The organism is Dactylosporangium sp. CA-092794, assembly GCF_050948465.1.
In the GTDB taxonomy this organism is placed as follows: Bacteria; Actinomycetota; Actinomycetes; order Mycobacteriales; family Micromonosporaceae; genus Dactylosporangium.
The window spans coordinates 10,064,560-10,082,863 of record NZ_CP192044.1 but is presented as its reverse complement, the minus strand read 5'-3'; the positions used below and the strand labels follow the sequence as shown (position 1 = coordinate 10,082,863).

The window sequence follows — 18,304 nt, the reverse complement described above, 5'->3', positions numbered from 1 at the left end:
CGCACGGTTCACGGCTCGCCCGTTCGACGACACGACGGCCCCGGGCCGTGAGCCCTTGCGGGCGGCTCCGCCATCTATCCGACTTGCACAGCATGGACATCAGGAGAAGACGTTGAACGACACGGGGGCATCATTTCCCACGAACTGGGGACGCTGGGGCGACTCGGACGAGCTCGGCGCGATCAACTTCATCACAGCCCGAGCCCGGGTGCGCGGTGTCGCTGAGGCCCGCACCGGCGTATCGGTGTCGATCGCGCGGACCACTCGCCCCGCTGCGTTGATCCCCGGTCCCATGGCGCCCACGCAGGCGTCCTCGACGGCCGTGCAGACCGCCATGATGTTCACCGGCAATCCGCCGGTCGCCATGGCAGAACTCATGGTCATCACCACGCACCACCCGGAGGTCACACACCTGGACGCCATGGCGCACATGGTTCTCGACGGGCACGTCTACCCGGGCGTCCCGCAGGCCGACAGCTCCGGTCCGGCGGGTGTACGCCACGGCGCGACCGACGCGTACGCCGATGGCATCCTCACCCGTGGCGTCCTGCTCGACCTCGCCCCGGGCGGCCGTCTGCCGGCGGCGTATCCGGTGACCGCCGCGGACCTGGATGCGGCAGCGGCACGGGAAGGCGTTTCCGTGCAGTCGGGAGACGCACTCATCGTCCGCGGCGGCTGGGACTGGGTCACCGAACGCGACCGCCCCTTGCCCGGCATCACCGAGGACGCGGTCCGCTGGATGTCCGACCACGAGATCGCGATCTACGCCGGGGACATCGGAGACGCCCGCCCCCCGATCAAAGGACACATACCAGGCGCGTTGCACATGCTCGCACTGGGCCGCCTGGGCATCCCGCTGATCGACGGCGCCGACCCCAGCGCGCTGGCCGACATGTGCGCCCGGCAGGGGCGCCACACGTTTCTGTTCGTGGCCGCCACGCCACGCATCTTCGGCATGACGGGACTGCCTGTCAATCCGTTGGCCATCTTCTAGCTCCTCGCTGGCCGGCCCATCCCGAAAGCCATTGATGGTACTAAATGGCCATCTGTCAAAGCCCCGGGATCAACCACGTCTCGGGCCCCATGAGACTCGACCCCCATCAGTCCCGCAGCGGCAACACCATGGCCGCCGGACGCGACTCAGGAGGACTGTCATGACCACTGCGATGGACACCACACACGAACGCCGGGCCAAGGCCCGGCGCGGACTGCTGCTGTTTCTCTCCCTGGTGGCGATCTTCAACCTCATCTTCGTCGCCGTCGTCGTCAAGACCGGCGACACCCGATGGTTCCTCGGGCTGATGTGGTCGGTCGCGCTCGCCTCGGTGATCTGCCGGCTCGTCCTGCACGAAGGATTCCGCGACGTGTCGTTCCGGTTCGGCGGGCGGCGTACCCTCGCGATCCTCCTCGCCGCGATCGCGTATCCGATCGCGATCGGGCTGGTCGCCTACGGCATCGCCTGGGCCACCGGGCTGGCCGAATACACGTCACCCCCCAACGGCTTCCTCACCGGCCTGCTCCTCGGGGCGACCGTGACCACGGCGGTCGCCTGCATCTCCACGACCGGCGAGGAGATCGGCTGGCGCGGCTACATGCTGACCCGGCTCATCGAGGCCGGCGTCCCCCGCCCGGTGCTGGCCAGCGGAGTGATCTGGGCCCTCTGGCACGCGCCGCTGATCATCACGGGCTCCTACGTGGTGAACAGCGGCGGATCCAAGATCATGGGGCTGGCCGGCTTCGCCATGACCACCATCTCCTCCGCCTACGTGATCGCCCGCGTCCGCCTCGAAACCGGCAGCATCTGGCCCGCGATCGTCCTGCACGCCGCCTGGAACAGCATCATCCAGAGCGCATTCGACCCCGCCACGACCGGCGACGGCGCACGCGTATGGCTCGGCGAAGGCGGCATGCTCGTCGCGATCGTCGCCGTCGTCGCCGCGACGCTGGCATCCCGGGGCCGATGGACGAAACTGCGATCGCCGGGCACGCCCCTCATGCTGCCGGCGGATGCCCCCGAGCCGGCGGCCCCCCGAACAAGCTGAGCCGCACCAAGCAGGCCGCCGCGGCCGGCGCCTCGCGGACACTTCGCTGCCGGATGCTTCGTCACTAGATACTTCGCTGCAAAAGTGTTACCGTCGTCGACATGGTCGTCGTCTGGTGGGCGGCAGGAAAGGACGGATCATGGATCAGTGGCAGACGGGTTGGGCGCAGGCCGTCGCGGACGTCCGGAGCTTCAAGAACTCGTTCTCGAACACCACGTTCCGAGCGCGCGTCGTGACGGCGTTGAGCGGGGATCGTGTTCGGCTGGAGCTGAGCAATCGGTTCGGGGATGCCCCTGTGAAGATCGGGGCCTGCGCCGTCGCCGCCGGCGGGGGCCATGCGGTCGCGCTGTTCGCAGGGCACGCCGATGTCACGATCCCGGCCGGGGAGACTCGTCGCACGGATCCGGTGGCCCTGACCGTGGATCGCGGCGACGAGGTGCAGGTCGATGTGTATCTCCCCGAGGAAACGTTGCACTCGGCCGGAAACTTCGCGCGCACTCCGGTAGAGGTGTCCACCCCTGGAAACCATGCCGGGTCGCAGGGCTTCCCGGCGATCGAGACGCCGACGATTCCAGCGCCGGACGGGAGCGAAATGCCGATTCCCGTGCCGTTCCTGCGAAGCCTGGACGTGTCCGGACGTCCGGCCGAAGCGGTCATGGTGTGTCTGGGCGATTCGATCACCGCCGGCGGCTGGCCGGAGGCCGCCGCCGCGCTGCTCGCGGGTCGTGTCGAGGTGTCCATCGTGAACAGAGGCATCGCCGGGAACCGGCTCCGTATCGATCCTGATCCGTCGATCGCCTCCTTCGGCCTGTCGGGCTTGTCACGCTTCGAGGAAGACGTGCTGGGCACCGCCGGAGCAACCGACGTCGTCATCGCGCTGGGCACGAATGATCTGGGCCTTCCGGGTGCGGTGGCCCCCATTTCCGAGCTGCCCTCACGGGAACAACTGATCGACGCCTACGAGCAGCTCATCGAGCGGGCCGCCGCTGCGGGGCTGGGCGCGACGATCGCGACCATCACGCCGTTTCTCCCCGCCGAGGGGTACGACAGCAGCCGCGAGCAGATCAGGGCGGCCGTGAACGATTGGATCAGGTCCTCGGCTCCGAACGTGGTCGACTTCGACAAAGCCGTGCGCTCCGCAACGAAACCCGAGCGGCTGTCCACGGCGCTCGACTCGGGCGATCACCTGCACCCCAACGAGGCCGGCGAAGAGCTTCTCGCGCGTGCCATGGCGGACCTCGTCGCCCGCCGCTACGGCGTCACCGACGAATAGGACTCGAATACAAGTACGAGCCAACAGGAGATTCAGGTGAAAGAGCAGCAGCCAGGCATGGTGCTCAGGCTCAAGGCGAAGCCTGGCATGGGCGACGAACTGTTCAAGGTCTGCAACGAGCTGCACTTCAACGGCGACCCGGACGGCCCGGTGGACTGGGTGCTCAGCCGCTCGGACGAGGACCCCGACATCATGTGGGCGTTCGAGTTCTACCGCGACGACGATTCCTTCAACCGTCACTACTCCAACCCCGACCTCGACAAGGGCCACCAGAGGGTCGTCGACCTCGTCGCCGACCACGTGGAGGACTGGGGTGTGCGAGAGTCCGTCCACATCGTCTCCTCCAGCTGAAGCCTCAGCGCGACGATCGCGGATCCCGGACGCCGCCGCTCCTGCTCGCCGAGCACGTCGCTTTGTTCCTCAGCGCGAACGAAGTGGCGCGGCTGTTCGCCGCCCTGTCCGGCCGAGCCGCGACGGGAAGCACCCTGGGGCTCACCGTCGAGGTGCACCCCGCCGGGGTCGACTCGAACCTGGTGCTCTCAACGGCCGACCGGATCATGTTCGGCGGCACCAGCCCGCTGCACGCCATCATGTCCCGCGAGAGCTGGACGGGACTGCTGGGCGACGCCGGCTGGACAGTGCAGAACCTATACGATCGTCCTCGAACCAGGGATCGGGCCATCCTCGCGGCCCAGGCGGACGCCCGAAGGTGCACAGGCGGGCGTTCGTCGGTACCGCGAACGGTGCAGGCAAGACCGTCTGACAACCCAACGCCGGCAACCTGGCCGGAAAACAGCATCACTTTCGGCGAGGGCTCACGGAGACCATGGACCTAGAACGCGATCGCAGTTTCGAACTCATGCGGCAGATCATCACCGCCCAGATGCGAGCCGGCGAGAAATGGATCCGCGAACGCGATATCAGCCTCGAGCAAGGCTTCATCCTCGGCTACCTGCGGGACAACCCCGGATCGATCCAACGAGACATCGCACGAGAGGTACGCCGCGGCGAGGCCAACGTGTCGAGCATGCTGCAGAAGCTCGAGAAACGACACCTTGTCGAGCGGCGACTGGACGCAGGCAACGATCGCATCAAACGGGTCTACGCCACCCCGGCCGGAGTTGCCTTGATCGACGGACTCGACCTGGCGATGGCGGCAGTCGACGAGGACATACTCGCGCCCATCACGCGCAGTGAGCGAGAAGCGCTCACCCTCGTGCTGGACAGGATCGCGGCCCGGCTCCCGAATTACCCCCGATGGTGACCAACGACAATCGGTAGCCTCTCCGGAGCTTCCGAGCCTGCGGCCCTCAGCAACCACACCAGACGCCGCCGCGCACCACTCCGGGCCGTCGAACTTGTCCGACATCGTAATCACCGTAAGCGAGACAACGCACCGCTATACACGACGGGTATACACAGCATGTATACCTGTCGTGTCGAGTGCTCGGCATGTCCATCGGTCAGGCTTTCCTCGGGCTGCTCGAGGCCCGGCCCCGCCACGGTTACGACCTGAAGCGGGCCTATGACGAGCGCTTCGGCACCGATCGCCCGCTCGCCTACGGGCAGGTCTATGCGACCCTGTCCCGGCTGCTCAAGCACGGCCTGGTCAGCGTCGACAGCGTCGAGTCGGGCGAGGGGCCCGACCGCAAGCGCTACGCGATCACCGACGCCGGGGTCGCCGATGTCGAGCGCTGGCTGGCCCAGCCGGAGAAGCCCGAGCCGAGAACGCCGAGTTCAACGTGTATCAAGTCGGCGGCGGCGTCATCCTGCTCCTCATCGGCGTCTCCACGATGCTGCCCTGGATCTTCGACCGCATCGTGGCACGCCTCGGCGGCGGCTCCCTGTCCTGGCAACTCGCCCTGCGCCGTCTCCAGCTCTCGGGCGACAGCGCCGTGCGGGCCGTTAACGCCGTCGCCGTCGCCGCGGCCGGCACCATCGCGCTACAGATGCTCTTCGCCGCCGCCCAGCACAACTACATCACCGGCACCGACCAGGACGTGACCCGCGTCCAGGCCGCCATCCTCACCCAGGCCACCGCGGACTCGCACGCCCGCACCGCCGTCGACATCGACGCCACCGTCCGCGCCACCCCGATCGTCACCGGCACCTACACGCTGCGCACCGACGCCGGCGGCCTCGGCGACGCCGACGACACGACGTTCGCGGTCATCGTCGCCGACTGCGACACGCTGCGGCTGCTCGCCGACCTGACCTCCTGCGCCGACGGCGACGTGTTCGGCCTCGGCTCGATCAGCCCGGCGACCCCCGATGGCACCCCGCCCGCGCTGGCCAGTCTCGCCGGGAAACAGATAACCATCGGCGAAGACAACGCGGTTTGGACGGTGCCCGGCCCGGTCAAGGAGGCCACGGTCCGCCGCGACCCCAGCGGGCAGGAATACGCCGGCCTGCTGGTCACACCGTCGCGGGCGCCGGCGGCGCAGCCCTACGAGCGGTTCATGACCTTCGTGCGATACAACACCGCCGCCCCGGACGCCGACGAGCAGATCCGCAACGCGGGCGCCCGCATCGACCCCGTCGTCGACGTGTCCATCCTGCGCACGACCCGCACCGACACCACGTTCGCCAGCATTCAGCGCGGCCTGTATGCCGGCGCCGCCGTAGTGCTCCTGCTGGTCGGCCTGAGCCTGCTGGTCGCGACCATCGAACAGCTCCGCGACCGCCGCCGCATCCTGGCCGCGCTCGTCGCGTTCGGCACCCGGCGCGGCACGATGGGCCTGTCGATCCTCTGGCAGACAGCAGTACCGGTCGTGCTCGGCCTGCTCGTCGCCGCCACCCTCGGCGTGGCGGTCGGCGCGGTCCTGCTGAAGATCGTCTCCGTCCCCGTGCGGCTCGACTGGGCCAGCATCGGGGCGGTCAGCGGCATCGCCGCCGGCGTGGTCCTCCTGGTCGCCGCTGCCAGCCTTCCACCGTTGTTCCGTCTCATGCGGCCCGAGGGCCTACGGTTCGAGTAACGGTAGTCGCGCGCACGAGGGCAACCGAATCACTCGACCAGGATCTGCGGGAACACCCGTGACAAACAGGGAGGGCAGTCATCACCGTGGTCGACCGCGGCTTCTCCGGCGCGGACAACCTGGCCTGCCCCGGACAGGCAACCGGTCCCGCTGGCGGCCGTGCCAGGACGGCCGATCGGCTCCTGTCAAGCCCCGGGTTTGACGGAGACTGCCTATCTGATTTTCAGGTGTCCGCGCTGCCGCTGGCGAGGGTCGTGCCGTCGGGGCTGAAGGCGACGTCATTGACGATGTCGGTGTGGCCGGTCAGCGTCGGACCGGCGGTGGCACCCGTAATGACGCCTGCGCTCCAGGGGCTCCAGGTGAACACGGTCACCGCAGCGGCGGCGACGAGCACTGCCGCCGGAACGATCCACCGCAGTCGCAATGCATTCACGCCGACCACTGTATACGAGAACATTGCCGCGGCGGGCGCGGGCCGGGCGCGCAGGGCGGTCAGGTGGTCGCCGACGACGCTCCCCAGCGGGCACCGGAACCACGTTCGACGATGCCCACATCGTCGAACACCTGGAGTGCGCGCTCAGCGGCTGGTCGACACCGTGCTTTCGGTCGCCTGGAGCCCGCCCGATACGAACCGGCGACACGTCGGGAGCCACCCGAGCGCGCATTGACGCGGCGACGCGTGCCGACCGGCGTCAGGCGCAGACCGTCTCCGGGCCGGAGGGCCGGCGAGGTGGACACGACTCAGTTCCGCATGAACTGACCGAACCGCGGCTCCGCGCGTCGATGGGCCGAGCCGTCTCCTGCTACGACAACGCCGTCGCCGAGTCGTTCCTCGCCAGCATCAAGGCCGGACTCGGCACCGCATCTTCGCCACCCGCGCCGACGCCCGCCGAGCCGTCGTTCAGCCGATGGACCGGCAGGTGACGGGTGGCGGATCGACAGGGCGCCAGACCGGTGTGATCCGAGTCATCCAGATTCTTGACACCGGCGGATTTTATATGATCTCCTATTCGAAATGGAGGTCGGGGCGCTCCGACCAGGGCTGCGACCTGCCAGGCGCTGATGTTCGGAGCGCTTCGCCGCGTCGGTGCTGATAGGAGCAACTGTCCACCACGACGCATACCCAAGTCCACGCCGCACGTGAGCTGAAGGACCCACATGGATGAGATGGCCCAGGCTGCGGGAATCTCCCGGCGACTCGAAGGCCAGGGCAGTGTCGTCCCGACAGACTGGCAGGGTCAGTACCATCTGCTGCAGACGACCGCGCCGAATGCTGACGTCACCGTCTGCACGTTGACGCTGAACCCTGACACCAGGTTCAGCGACGGCACTCCGTTGAGCGCGGAGGCCATCATGTTCAATTCCCAGCGGATCGCCGACCCCGCCCCCGGTTCGTTCTGCGGTCCGCTGACGCAGCAGTTCAAGATCAAGGTCATCGACGAGCTCAAGGGCGGTTGAGGAAACTGCGACCGGGGTTCACCGTCGAGGAGGCCATGTCCTGACCGGTCTGCCCAGCACCGCCGCCGAGGACGTGCGGGCGACCGAGTCCGGCGTGACCTATCGCGCCCGACAGTTTGCTGTCTGCGTGCTGGCGGCCTTGCCGCCGGGCCAGTCGCAATCGTCTGACGGGTCTTGCGGTCTTGTGAAGACGACACCACTAACTACACGAACGCCGTCCGTACCCAACGTGGCCAAGTACAGCCACTCCCGTACGAGAGGAACCCGATGCGAACACCCCACACGCTCGGCTTGCGGATCAGACACCCGTACCGGCTGCGTCACGCCGTGGCGTTGTTCAGCGCCCTCGCCGTGGTTGCCACCGGGGCGGTGGCGTGCGGCACCAGCTCCGGTACCGGCGCGGACAACGTGCCGAGCTCGTCGGCATCACTGGCGACCGGAAACACCAAGAAGGGCGGCGAGGTCACCATGCTGGTGACCGGCCTGAACGGACGCCTCGACCCGGTGGCGGCGAACGCCTTCGCCTTCACCACCGGCGGTCCGATGAACGCCATCTACGGCAACCTGACGTACCTCGACTCGGCGACCAACAAAATCAAGATGGGCTTCCTGCAGTCGTTGACGCCGAACGGCGACTACACGGTGTGGACGGGCAAGCTCACGCCGGGCCTGAAGTTCAGCGACGACACGCCATTCGACGCCGAAGCCGTGGTCTTCAACCTGCAGCGCCACGCCGATCCGACCAACGGCTCGCTGTTCCTCACCAATGCCAAGTCGCTCACCCCGAAAGCCGTCGACGCCACCACGTTCACCATGACGCTGCAGTCGCCCAACGTGCACTTCGACGCCGTCTTCACCGAGGACTTCAGCTACATCGGCTCCCCAACCGCCATCCGCGCCGCGGGCTCCAACTTCGGCACCCGGCCGGTCGGTGCCGGGCCGTTCAAGGTGCAGAACATCGACGGGGCCAACGCCGTCACGCTGGTGCCCAACCCGAACTACGCGCTGTTCGCCAAGGACGAGCCCCGGCTGGACAAGCTGACCTTCCAGGCGGTGGCCGACTTCCCGAAGGAGTCGCAGGCGCTGGCGGCCAACCAGGCGCAGATCGCCGCACCCTACGGCGGTGACGCGATCAAAATGTTCCAGACCCTGCCGAACACGAACGTGTTGATCAACCAGACCGGCGCCGGCTCCAACGTGCAGATGAGCCACAAGCGTGCGCCGTTCAACGACCCGCGGGCGCGGGAGGCGATCGACCTGGCGCTGGACCGCACTGCGGTCGCCAACGCCTTCCAGCCCGGCACCCCGCCGCAGACGAACCTGTTCGCGCCGAACTCGCCCTACTACGACACGAAATACGACTACCCGAAGCAGAACCGCGAACGCGCGCAGCAGCTGTTCGACGAGCTCGCGGCCGAGGGCAAGCCGGTGGTCTTCGAGTACCTCGCGGCCGACCAGACGCAGATTCAGATCTGTGCCCAGCTGATCTTCAGCCAGCTGAAGGCGTACAAGAACGTTACGATGACGATCAAGACTGTGACCACCGCCGACTACATCAAGCAGCAGCGCGCCGGCAACTACCAGATGGTGCCGAACGGGCTTTACCTGGTCAACCCGATCCCCGAGCTGGAGGACTACTACGTCACCGGCGGCTTCCTGAACAGCATGGGCTACAGCAACCCGAAGGTCGACGCGGCCTTCAAGGACCTGCACACCCAGGCGGATGCCGCGAAGCAGAAAGAGGACTACGCGATCATCCAGGAGGAAGTCAACAAGGACCACGTCGCCTACTGGGCCGGCCAGGGTCTTATCGGCTTCGTGGCCAACAAGGACCTGGTGAACATCACCCGGGTCAACTACGGCAACGCCCCGCTGTGGGGACCGCTCGGATACAAGGCCTGACGTAGCCGGACAGACCAAGGCAGTCGGGAGTGGCGGCACGCGGTGCGCGTGCGGACTGTGCCGCCACTCCCGGCGCTCGGGTTTCCGGCCAAACCGGCGACGGCACGGCGCCGTCGCGGACGACACGGCGCGGAGGTGCGCAGGTGCGATTCATCGCCCAGAAGATCGGTATGGCAGTGGTAATCCTCGTCGTGGTCAGCCTGGCCGTCGCCTGGTTGGTCGAGCTGATACCGGGAACGCCGGCTGCGCTCGTGCTCGGCGACACGTCGGCCCCGGGCGCGCTCGAGCGGTTCAACCACGAGCACGGATACGACCAGCCGTTCCTCGTCCGGTACTGGAACTGGATGCTCAACGCGCTGCACGGCGACCTCGGCACTTCGGTGCACAACAACCAGAAGGTGACGGACCTGCTCGCCGGGCACGTCTCGGTGAGCGTCGAGATCGCCATCCTGGCGATGGCGATCTCGTTGCTCATCGCGCTCCCCCTGGCGCTGTACTGCGGGGCGAGGGAGGACGGCATCGTCGACCGCGTCGTCACCGCGATCTCCTCGGGGTTCTTCTCGCTTCCCTCCTTCGTCACCGCGGTGTTCCTTTCGGAGATCTTCGCCGCGCGCTACCAACTGCTGCCGACCTACGGCTGGAGCCCGATCGAACAGGGCCTCGGCGAGAATCTGCGGTTCGCCGCCATGCCGGTATTGTCGCTGTGCGCCGGCGTCACCCCGCTGTTCCTGCGGGTGCTGCGCGCCGATGTCGTCGGCGTGCTGCGCGAGGACTTCGTGCTCAGCGCCCGCGCCCGCGGATTGCCGGACCGGTACATCCTGCTTCGGCACGTGCTACGTCCGGCGAGCGTCTCGCTGTTCACGATCAGCGCCTTGGTGTTCGGCTTCCTGCTCGGCGGCTCGATCGTGATCGAGACCTACTTCTCCCTGCCGGGTATCGGCCTGGTCGTGAGCCAGGCCGTGACCGGCAAGGACCTTCCCGTGATCCAAGGAGTGGTCGTGCTCGTCGCTCTGATATACCTGGTGCTCAACACCCTTGTCGATCTCATCCACGCAGTGATCGACCCGCGCGTGGCGGCGAAGCAGTGACCCGCTCGACCGTCGACACCCCCGTCGAGCCGCCCGCCGTCACCCTGGATCCGGCCGACCGCCGCCGCCGCGGCCGGCTGCTCGCCCGTCTGGTCGCCCCGCGGCGCCCCCGCAGGCGCAGCAAGACCCTGGTGGTGCTGGCCGGCGTCTGGGTCGGGCTGGTGGTGGTCGTTGCCCTCGTCGTGCAGTGGCTTCCTCTGGCCGACCCCGATGTCGGCGTCGGCAGCCCGAACGCGCCCCTGGGCTGGACCCGCGAATTCCTGGGCCTGGACGGGATCGGTCGCAGCGAGTTGTCCCGGCTCGCCTACGGTGCCCGGGCCTCGCTGGGCATCAGCGTGATGGCCTGTGCCCTGGCCGTCGTGGTGGGGGCGCTGCTCGGCATCCTGACCGCCTACTTCGGCTCCTGGCTGACGGTGCTCGTCGACATTGTCACGAACGCGGTGCTGGCCGTCCCGGCGTTGTTGTTGCTGCTGGCGATCGTGCTCGCGCTGCGGCCGTCGGTGTTCACCCTGACGATGGCCCTCGGGCTGATCTTCGTTCCCGCGTTCGCCCGGCTCACCCGGGCCCATGCCAAGACGCAGTTGGTCCGCGACTACGTGATAGCGGCCCAGATGATGGGCGCGAGCAGGCTACGGCTGATGTTCCGTGAGGTGCTCCCCAACATCATCAGCCCACTGATCTCCTACATGGCGCTGGCGATCCCGAGCTTGATCGTCACCGAAGGATCGCTCAGCTTCCTGGGGCACGGCATCCCACCGCCCACCCCGAGTTGGGGCGCGATGATCGCGGCGGCGCAGCCGTTCCTCGCGCAGTACCCGGCGCCGGTGCTGGTTCCGTGCGTCGTGCTGTTCGCCACGGTGCTGGCACTCAACATCCTCGGCGACGCGTTGCGGGTCCGGCTCGACGTGCGGGAGGCCCAGCTGTGACCGGGCCGGCGTGAGCCGGTGAAGCGCCCCGCGGCGGCGGCCGCGGGCTGTCGCCGCCGCAACGGCGGTCTTCGCCCGCGGGCATCGGGGTGTCTTGACCGCCCCGCCCCGCAACGAGTGGTGGCCCCGACGGCAAGCTGCTGATGACCCTCGGCACGCCGGGTTCGGACTCACCGTGACCCGATGGTCCACAGTGTTGAGACCGCGAACCCGGACGACATCGCTGTGGACCAGTGCGGACGCGTCTTCGTCGCCTCCGCCGTCAGTACGGATGGTGCGGCGCTTCGCGCCGCGCCCGGCCCGGTGCCGGCAGCCGCTGACCAGCGGTGGACCCTGGACAGCGCGCGCCAGAATCAGATATAACTAAATATCAGATCTGTTGAGATGGTGCGGCGTGCGTTGGAGGCCGCGGCGTGCGGGACGTCGTGTCCGAGATGAGACACCCCTGCTCAACGTGTTGCGGGCTTTCGAAGCGCCCGTATGCCTGGTCCCGCTGACCGCAGCGGTGCACCGTCCGTAGTCGCTAGTCAGGAGGAGTCAGCGATGGTCAGTCCAGGGGCGCTCGACGGCATTCGAGTCCTTGGCGTGGAACACTTCATCTCCGGGCCGTTCTGCACCCAGATCCTCGCCGACCAGGGCGCTGATGTCATCAAGGTGGAGTCACCGCACCACGACCAGCGCAACGGCTACTTCCACACGCTCAACCGCAACAAACGCAGCATCATTCTGGACCTGCGCACCGACCGCGGCCGGCAGATCATGCGCGCGCTGGTCGCGACGGCGGACGTGCTGGTCACCAACTTCGGCGCGGGTGTACCGGACAAGCTCGGCTTCGGGTACTCCGAGTTGCGTGAGATCAACCCCCGGCTGGTCTACGTACACATCACCGGATTCGGCCGGGACACGCCGTACGAGGACCGCCCGGCGTTCGACGGGGTCATCCAGGCGATGTCGGGCCTGATGCACCTGACGGGCGAGCCGGACGGGCCGCCGATGCTCGGCGGCATCTTCATCCCCGACCACCTCGCCGGCCTGTACGCCGCCCTGGCGACATCCTTCGGGCTGCAGCGCCGCGCGCTGACGGGCGAGGGGTCGTTCACGGACCTGGCGATGCTCGACTGCCTGATGTCGTTCCAGGCATCCTCCTTCCAGGAGGTGTTGAACTGGCACGAGAGCCCGCAACGCATCGGCAGCCGGGTACGGGGTTCGTTCGCCAGCACCTACCAAGCCTCCGACGGCTACCTGTATCTCGCCCCGTTGACCGCGAAGATGTGGGAAGGAGTCGCCGCGGTGATCGGCCAACCCTGGATCCTGGAGTACTTCTCGACCGGCTCCAACGGGGTCGACACCCGGTTGGAGCACCGGCAACCGCTGGACGCGGCGATCGAAACCTGGACCCGGGCGCACACCGTCGCGGAGGCGACCGCGGCGATGCAGGCGGCGGGCGTCGCCGCCAGCCCGATCCTGAGCATCGAGGACATCGTGGCCGACCCACACGTCCAGGCCCGCCGGCTGATCCGGCAGGTGCCCGACATCAATGGCGTCGACTCGGTCTACGTGCCCGCCTCACCGCTGCCGGTCATCGACAAGGCGTACGACATCGCACCCCCGGACGCCGGGGAGGACACGGAAGCCATCATCGCCGAGCTCGGCCTGGCGGATTCGACCGGGCCCGGGGTGACCGTTGACTGAGTCGCCCAACGTGTCCGACGCCACCGGCCAGGTGCGCGTCGGGCTGGAGGCCGCGGTCGGCCACGTGGAGATCTGCCGGCCGGAGAAGAAGAACGCGATGACCACAGCCATCGGGGCGCAGCTGTGGCACGCCGTCGACCGGCTGGGGGCAGACCCCGGCTGTCACGCGATCGTGCTGTACGGCCGCGGTGGCGACCTGTCCTCCGGCGCGGATCTCAGTGAGCGGCTCGATCCCGTCGAGGCCAGCCGGCCCTGGGCCAGCCAACCGCACGCGCAGTTGTTCCGTGCGTTGTCGGCTGCGCCGGTACCGGTCATCGCGGTCATCGACGGCTGGGCGATCGGTATGGGCCTCGCGCTCGTCGGCGCGGCGACCTACGCCGTCGCGGGCGTGGACTCGCGCTTCTGGCTGCCGGAGATCCGGTCGCAGTACCTGCCGCACGCGGTGCTGCCACACCTGCTGCACCGGGTGCCCGCCGAGGTGGCGGTCGTCTGGGCGGTGGCCGGCACGGTATTCACCAGCGCCGAGGCGGTGGCCGCCCGCCTGGTGACCCACACGGCGGAGGCCGGACAGGCGCTGACGGCCGCGCTGGAGGTGGCCGCGCCCTTCGTCGCGGCGCCTCGTCCGCAGGTCGAGCAGGCGATGGGCTTCCTGCGCGCCAGTCGGGACACCCGAGGCACGGCCCAGGTGACCGACTGGTGCGACCAGCAGATGGACCTGATGCTGCGAGGGGGAGGGGAGATGGATGAGTGACGAGGACGGGATCCGGCGCACGCTCGCCCAGATCTGTGTGTTGGTGGACGGGCGGCGGTTCCGGGAACTGCTGGCGAAAGGCAAGGCGTGACATGTCAGTTGACCAGGCGAGTGCGAAGGCGGACTTCCCGCCCAAGTTCTGGGCCACCCAACAGGGGCTGATCGACCTCAAGCCGTTGGGCGCGGTGCCGTTCCCGCCCGAACAGATCCGCGACCGCATGCTGATCCACGAGGCGTTCTACCGCTTCGCGATGGGGCACGACGAGAACCGGCCCGACGTGGTGCTGTCCTGCATGACCGAGGACATCCAGTTCGAGGGGTCGCTGGGGTCGGCCACCCCGTTCAACGCGTTCTACGGCTACGCGGCGCTGGAGAAGCAACTGTCCACCGGCATCGGTGAGATGTACGGCCAGCGGCGGCACTGCATGACCAACATCATCATCGACGAGCTGACCGACACCACGGCCAAGGCGTACGCCAACAGCGTGGTGACCCGCGCCGCGCAGGGCCTGATCCTGCAGGCCGCCGTGATGTACGACACGCGGTTGCGCAAGGAGGCGGACGGCTTCTGGCGGTTCACCCGTTTCTTCATCGGCATGGACGAGTACGCCGAGGACCCTGGCCTGACCATCCCGAAGCCGGTGCAGCGGTGACGGCGACCGAGCGGGCCGTGCTCGGCCGGCCGCTGCCGCCGGACGCGGCCGCCGAGGATGTCGTCGTCGGCATGCGGCAGATCGGCGCCGAAACCCTGTTGGGCCCGGCCGACGGCACGACCCGGATGGGAGTGGTGCTCGGCCTGGTGTCGGCCGCCGTGCCCTGCCGGGGGGCGCAACTGGTCGCGCTGGACTGGGCCGAACAGTCAGCGGCTACGCCGGAGGACCGGGTGCACCTGGTCTCGACGGTGGTGCGGCACGGCCCCGAGGGCCGCGACGCCGCCCGTCTCGTCACCGACCTGCGCCTGGTGGACGCGGCCGGTGTCGAGGTGCAGCGCGGCCGGGCCCGCTGGCGGGTACCGTCGGTGAACCTGGCCGGGCAGGACGACCGGGCAAGGGTCGCCTTCGAACTCGGCTCGGTCGCCTGGGGCCGCCGTATCGGCGAGCGGCTCGCCGGCAACGCGGCGTTCCGCTCCACGACCACCCCGTTCGATGGGGCCATCGGCTTCTCCTGCGGTACGGACGAGGTGAACTTCCGCGTCTACCGGGGTTCCATCGTCGAGGTGGCGCGCAAGGCGGTGGACGGACCGACCTTCACCATCGACGCGCCGGAGCTGACCTGGCTGGAGCTGCTGACCGTGCCGACCAACGATTACTTCCGCCGGACCATGACCGGCTCCTTCAAGGTGCGGGGCAATGGTTTCCAGTACGTACGAATGATCAAGGCGGTCATGCTCATCCTGGATGAGGCGCGCGCCGAGGTGGCGGAGGTGCTGCATGCATGAGGCTCACTACCTGACCATCGACGGGCGACTGTCCTTTGTGGAAGTCTTCGGCGAGGGCGGGCCGGACGTGCTCTGCGTGCACAGCGCTGGGCAGAGCGGCGTGCAGTACCGCTACGCCGCACCGGAGATCGCGCGGCTGGGCTACCGGGTGATTGTCGCGGACATGCCGGGGCACGGTCGCACCGAGCCGGCCGCCGATGGGCCGGTGGCCGACCTGGGGATGTACAGTGACTGGTCCCTGCGCGTGCTCGACCTGTTCGGTGCCACGCGTCCGTACCTGATCGGCTGCTCCATCGGCGGCGCGATCGTGATGGACATGGCGGTGAAGGCGCACACCCGGCTGGCCGGCGTGGTCGCCATGGCGGCGGCCGACTCGCGCATCGTGCATCCGAATGGGGTGCGCCCGCTGGTGTTGGAGGACAGCGGCGCGCCGAGCATCCGCGACCGCACGTACTACGGCGGCCTGGTGTCGTCGGGCCGGCTCGTCCCGCCCGACCGGGCTGAGTTGATCGCGCTGATGCACTGCCGTGAGGACTGGCACGTGACCTTCGCCGACGGCACCGCGCAGGGCCGTCTGGACCTGTGGGACCAGTTGCCGTCCATCACCTGCCCCGTGGTCGTGGTCGCGGGCGAGGACGACCCGTTCATCCCGCACCACCTGATCCGGCAGACGGCGCAGCGCATCCCGACCGCCACCTACGAACTGCTCGAGGGGTACGGCCACTACCCGATGGAGGAGTTGCCGGACTTCGCGCAGCGGTTCGACGGCTGGGTCAAGCACATGTCGGCGCGTGGCGAGACGGTGATGCCATGAGCCTGCGCGGGAAGGTCCACATCGCCGGCGCGTACGAGCACCCGGGTCGGCGCATTCCGGACCGCACCGTGCCGCAGCTGCATGCGGAGGTGGCGCTGGGCGCGCTGGCCGACGCCGGACTCTCGCTGTCCGATGTCGACGCGTACTTCTGTGACTTCTCGGCCCCCGGCGTGGGGCCGCTGTCGATGATCGAGTATCTGGGGCTGCGGTGCTCGCATGCGGACACCACCGAGATCGGAGGCTCGTCGTACCTGTCGCATGTCGGGCATGCCGCGATGGCGGTGGCCGCCGGCAAGTGTCACGTCGCGTTGGTGACCATGGCCGACCGGCCGCTGACCGGCCCCCCGCTGCCGCGCGGCGACAGCCAGGGGCCGGAGCGTAGCTTCGACAACCTCTGGGGAATCACCGAGACCGTGCACAACTACGCCATGGTCGCGATGCGCCACATGTACGAGTTCGGCACGACCAGCGAGCAGCTCGCCGAGGTGAAGGTGGCCGCGTCGTGGCACGCGCAGCACAACCCGAACGCGCTGCTGCCCGGTGCGGTCACGGTGGCGGATGTGCTGTCATCGCCGATGATCAGCGATCCGCTGCACCGGCTCGACTGCTGTATCACGACCGACGGTGGCGGCGCGATCGTGTTGGTCAGCCCGGAAGTGGCGCGGACCCTGCCGCGAGCGACGGTCGCCCTGCTCGGCCACGCTGAGCGGTACAAGTACAACGACAACGGCCGGCTCGACCTGTCGCACACCGGCGCCATCTGGTCGGGTCCGGCAGCGTTCGAGGAGGCCGGTGTGGCGCCCGGCGACATCGATTACGCCGGCATCTACGACTCCTTCACCATCACCGTCGTCGAGACCCTGGAGGATCTCGGCTTCTGTGCCAAGGGCGCGGGCGGCGCGTTCGTCAGCGACGGCACGCTGGTGGCCCCGCACGGCCGGCTGCCGATCAACACCGACGGTGGCAGCCTGTGCAACAACCATCCGGGTGGCCGGGGTGGCATGCCGAAGATCATCGAGGCGGTGCGCCAGTTGCGTGGCGAGGCTCATGGGGCGGTACAGGTGCCTGACTGCGAACTCGCGCTGGTGCACGGCACCGGTGGGCGGTTGGGCACGCGCAGCAGCGCGGCGACGCTGATCCTGGGGGCGGCGGCATGAGCGGTCCGCAGCCGTCGCCGGCGTCCGGGAACGACCCGTTGCCGGTGCCGCAGCCGCAGGTCGATCCCGACAACGAGCCCTTCTGGGCAGCGACCGCCCGCGGCGTCCTGCTGCTACCGCGCTGCACGGGTTGCGGCACGGTTGTGTGGTACCCGAGGTTCTTCTGCCCGGCCTGCGGCGGCACGCAACTGACGTGGTTCGAGGCTAGCGGCAAGGGCGTGGTCTACACCTTCACCGTCGTGCGCAAGTCGCGGCGGGAGGGCTACACGACCGCGGTGCCGTACGTCGTCGCGAGTGTGGAGCTGGCGGAGGGCCCGCGGATCTTCACCAACATTGTCGGTTGCTCGCCCGAGGCGGTCCGGATCGGCATGCCGGTCGAGGTCACCTTCGTGCCCACCGCGGACGGCACGGCGCTGTACCGGTTCCGGCCGGCCGGTTAGGTGGGTCCGGATGAACGCGACCGGCATCGCCACCGCGAAATACGCGCTCGCCGCCCCGCGCGCAAGGCGGAGGGCCCCTGACCCGCGCCGTGGCACACCAGTATCCCGTGCCTCGATCATGTTCGCAACCGTGCTTGCGTTGCATACGATCGGTGACTACTTTCGCGTGCGGATGGACGCGCGCGAGGGCCGGCGGGAGCCGGAGTGGCGCCGGTGATGCCCCGCCCGAACCGTACCTCGCCGTGCGGGACGGCCGTGTCGTGACACGGAGGCACTGGCCTCGCACGTAACACGCTCTTAGTATCACGGTGACACGGGCGTAACCGGCGACGCGGTCCGTCATGTTGC

20 protein-coding genes and 1 pseudogene are annotated in these 18,304 nt (G+C 68.5%); 20 read left to right on the top strand and 1 reads right to left on the bottom strand.

Annotated elements, in window-relative coordinates; all coding sequences use genetic code 11:
• The first annotated feature begins 112 nt into the window (after positions 1-112).
• From ACQPXD_RS43215 to ACQPXD_RS43180, 8 genes and pseudogenes are all read left to right on the top strand, one after another.
• Positions 113-994 (top strand): cyclase family protein, encoded by an 882-nt coding sequence (locus tag ACQPXD_RS43215; protein WP_432828698.1) that lies wholly within the window; start codon positions 113-115, stop codon positions 992-994.
• Between the two features lie 160 nt (positions 995-1,154).
• Positions 1,155-2,042: a CPBP family glutamic-type intramembrane protease gene (locus ACQPXD_RS43210; RefSeq protein WP_432828696.1), complete on the top strand. Its 888-nt coding sequence runs from the start codon at positions 1,155-1,157 to the stop codon at positions 2,040-2,042.
• 139 nt (positions 2,043-2,181) lie between these two features.
• The gene (locus ACQPXD_RS43205) at positions 2,182-3,315 is read left to right on the top strand and encodes a GDSL-type esterase/lipase family protein (RefSeq protein ID WP_432828694.1); all 1,134 of its coding nucleotides are present in this window, start codon (positions 2,182-2,184) and stop codon (positions 3,313-3,315) included.
• 36 nt (positions 3,316-3,351) lie between these two features.
• Complete coding sequence (locus tag ACQPXD_RS43200; protein WP_432828692.1) at positions 3,352-3,666, top strand: putative quinol monooxygenase; 315 nt, start codon at positions 3,352-3,354, stop codon at positions 3,664-3,666.
• A gap of 62 nt (positions 3,667-3,728) precedes the next feature.
• The gene (locus ACQPXD_RS43195) at positions 3,729-4,151 is read left to right on the top strand and encodes a hypothetical protein (protein WP_432828690.1); all 423 of its coding nucleotides are present in this window, start codon (positions 3,729-3,731) and stop codon (positions 4,149-4,151) included.
• Between the two features lie 23 nt (positions 4,152-4,174).
• Positions 4,175-4,579, top strand: coding sequence for a MarR family winged helix-turn-helix transcriptional regulator (locus tag ACQPXD_RS43190; RefSeq protein WP_432828689.1), 405 nt, complete (start codon positions 4,175-4,177; stop codon positions 4,577-4,579).
• A gap of 188 nt (positions 4,580-4,767) precedes the next feature.
• Positions 4,768-4,944: pseudogene (locus ACQPXD_RS43185) on the top strand (PadR family transcriptional regulator); the annotation flags it as partial.
• A 113-nt stretch (positions 4,945-5,057) separates the two neighbouring features.
• Complete coding sequence (locus ACQPXD_RS43180) at positions 5,058-6,290, top strand: FtsX-like permease family protein (RefSeq protein ID WP_432828687.1); 1,233 nt, start codon at positions 5,058-5,060, stop codon at positions 6,288-6,290.
• A 223-nt stretch (positions 6,291-6,513) separates the two neighbouring features.
• Here the strand turns inward: ACQPXD_RS43180 and ACQPXD_RS43175 are convergent, their stop codons facing one another.
• Positions 6,514-6,723 (bottom strand): WD40 repeat domain-containing protein, encoded by a 210-nt coding sequence (locus tag ACQPXD_RS43175; RefSeq protein WP_432828685.1) that lies wholly within the window; start codon positions 6,721-6,723, stop codon positions 6,514-6,516.
• A 725-nt stretch (positions 6,724-7,448) separates the two neighbouring features.
• Between ACQPXD_RS43175 and ACQPXD_RS43170 the strand changes: the two genes are divergently transcribed.
• From ACQPXD_RS43170 to ACQPXD_RS43115, 12 genes are all read left to right on the top strand, one after another.
• The gene (locus ACQPXD_RS43170) at positions 7,449-7,748 is read left to right on the top strand and encodes an ABC transporter substrate-binding protein (protein WP_432828683.1); all 300 of its coding nucleotides are present in this window, start codon (positions 7,449-7,451) and stop codon (positions 7,746-7,748) included.
• Positions 7,749-8,015: 267 nt separating this feature from the next.
• On the top strand, positions 8,016-9,650 hold the full coding sequence (locus ACQPXD_RS43165; protein ID WP_432828681.1) for an ABC transporter substrate-binding protein: 1,635 nt from the start codon (positions 8,016-8,018) through the stop codon (positions 9,648-9,650).
• A 143-nt stretch (positions 9,651-9,793) separates the two neighbouring features.
• On the top strand, positions 9,794-10,738 hold the full coding sequence (locus tag ACQPXD_RS43160) for an ABC transporter permease (RefSeq protein ID WP_432828679.1): 945 nt from the start codon (positions 9,794-9,796) through the stop codon (positions 10,736-10,738).
• Entirely contained in the window at positions 10,735-11,664 is a 930-nt protein-coding gene (locus tag ACQPXD_RS43155; RefSeq protein WP_432828677.1) for an ABC transporter permease, read from the top strand. Before ACQPXD_RS43160 ends, ACQPXD_RS43155 begins: the two co-directional genes overlap by 4 nt.
• Positions 11,665-12,207: 543 nt before the next feature.
• A complete protein-coding gene (locus ACQPXD_RS43150) occupies positions 12,208-13,356 on the top strand; it encodes a CaiB/BaiF CoA transferase family protein (protein ID WP_432828675.1) in 1,149 nt (382 codons plus the stop codon).
• Positions 13,349-14,107, top strand: coding sequence for an enoyl-CoA hydratase/isomerase family protein (locus tag ACQPXD_RS43145; RefSeq protein ID WP_432828673.1), 759 nt, complete (start codon positions 13,349-13,351; stop codon positions 14,105-14,107). The genes ACQPXD_RS43150 and ACQPXD_RS43145 overlap by 8 nt, the downstream gene beginning before the upstream one ends.
• Before the next feature lie 92 nt (positions 14,108-14,199).
• Positions 14,200-14,760 carry a nuclear transport factor 2 family protein gene (locus ACQPXD_RS43140; protein WP_432828671.1) on the top strand — a complete coding sequence of 187 codons (561 nt, stop codon included), beginning with the start codon at positions 14,200-14,202 and terminating at the stop codon, positions 14,758-14,760.
• Positions 14,757-15,545, top strand: coding sequence for a hypothetical protein (locus ACQPXD_RS43135; protein WP_432828669.1), 789 nt, complete (start codon positions 14,757-14,759; stop codon positions 15,543-15,545). Before ACQPXD_RS43140 ends, ACQPXD_RS43135 begins: the two co-directional genes overlap by 4 nt.
• A complete protein-coding gene (locus tag ACQPXD_RS43130; protein ID WP_432828667.1) occupies positions 15,538-16,359 on the top strand; it encodes an alpha/beta fold hydrolase in 822 nt (273 codons plus the stop codon). The genes ACQPXD_RS43135 and ACQPXD_RS43130 overlap by 8 nt, the downstream gene beginning before the upstream one ends.
• Positions 16,356-17,516, top strand: coding sequence for a thiolase domain-containing protein (locus ACQPXD_RS43125; protein ID WP_432828665.1), 1,161 nt, complete (start codon positions 16,356-16,358; stop codon positions 17,514-17,516). The genes ACQPXD_RS43130 and ACQPXD_RS43125 overlap by 4 nt, the downstream gene beginning before the upstream one ends.
• Complete coding sequence (locus ACQPXD_RS43120; RefSeq protein WP_432828663.1) at positions 17,513-17,956, top strand: Zn-ribbon domain-containing OB-fold protein; 444 nt, start codon at positions 17,513-17,515, stop codon at positions 17,954-17,956. The genes ACQPXD_RS43125 and ACQPXD_RS43120 overlap by 4 nt, the downstream gene beginning before the upstream one ends.
• Positions 17,957-17,966: 10 nt before the next feature.
• Positions 17,967-18,173 (top strand): hypothetical protein, encoded by a 207-nt coding sequence (locus ACQPXD_RS43115; RefSeq protein WP_432828661.1) that lies wholly within the window; start codon positions 17,967-17,969, stop codon positions 18,171-18,173.
• Positions 18,174-18,304: the final 131 nt, after the last annotated feature.

Excerpts from the sequence above, each read along its gene's own strand:
- ACQPXD_RS43210 (WP_432828696.1), top strand. The coding sequence starts at position 1,155 with ATGACCACTGCGATGGACACCACACACGAACGCCGGGCCAAGGCCCGG.
- ACQPXD_RS43205 (WP_432828694.1), top strand. The coding sequence starts at position 2,182 with ATGGATCAGTGGCAGACGGGTTGGGCGCAGGCCGTCGCGGACGTCCGG.
- ACQPXD_RS43190 (WP_432828689.1), top strand. The coding sequence starts at position 4,175 with ATGCGGCAGATCATCACCGCCCAGATGCGAGCCGGCGAGAAATGGATC.
- ACQPXD_RS43170 (WP_432828683.1), top strand. The coding sequence starts at position 7,449 with ATGGATGAGATGGCCCAGGCTGCGGGAATCTCCCGGCGACTCGAAGGC.
- ACQPXD_RS43165 (WP_432828681.1), top strand. The coding sequence starts at position 8,016 with ATGCGAACACCCCACACGCTCGGCTTGCGGATCAGACACCCGTACCGG.
- ACQPXD_RS43150 (WP_432828675.1), top strand. The coding sequence starts at position 12,208 with ATGGTCAGTCCAGGGGCGCTCGACGGCATTCGAGTCCTTGGCGTGGAA.
- ACQPXD_RS43140 (WP_432828671.1), top strand. The coding sequence starts at position 14,200 with ATGTCAGTTGACCAGGCGAGTGCGAAGGCGGACTTCCCGCCCAAGTTC.
- ACQPXD_RS43130 (WP_432828667.1), top strand. The coding sequence starts at position 15,538 with ATGCATGAGGCTCACTACCTGACCATCGACGGGCGACTGTCCTTTGTG.
- ACQPXD_RS43125 (WP_432828665.1), top strand. The coding sequence starts at position 16,356 with ATGAGCCTGCGCGGGAAGGTCCACATCGCCGGCGCGTACGAGCACCCG.
- ACQPXD_RS43120 (WP_432828663.1), top strand. The coding sequence starts at position 17,513 with ATGAGCGGTCCGCAGCCGTCGCCGGCGTCCGGGAACGACCCGTTGCCG.
- ACQPXD_RS43115 (WP_432828661.1), top strand. The coding sequence starts at position 17,967 with ATGAACGCGACCGGCATCGCCACCGCGAAATACGCGCTCGCCGCCCCG.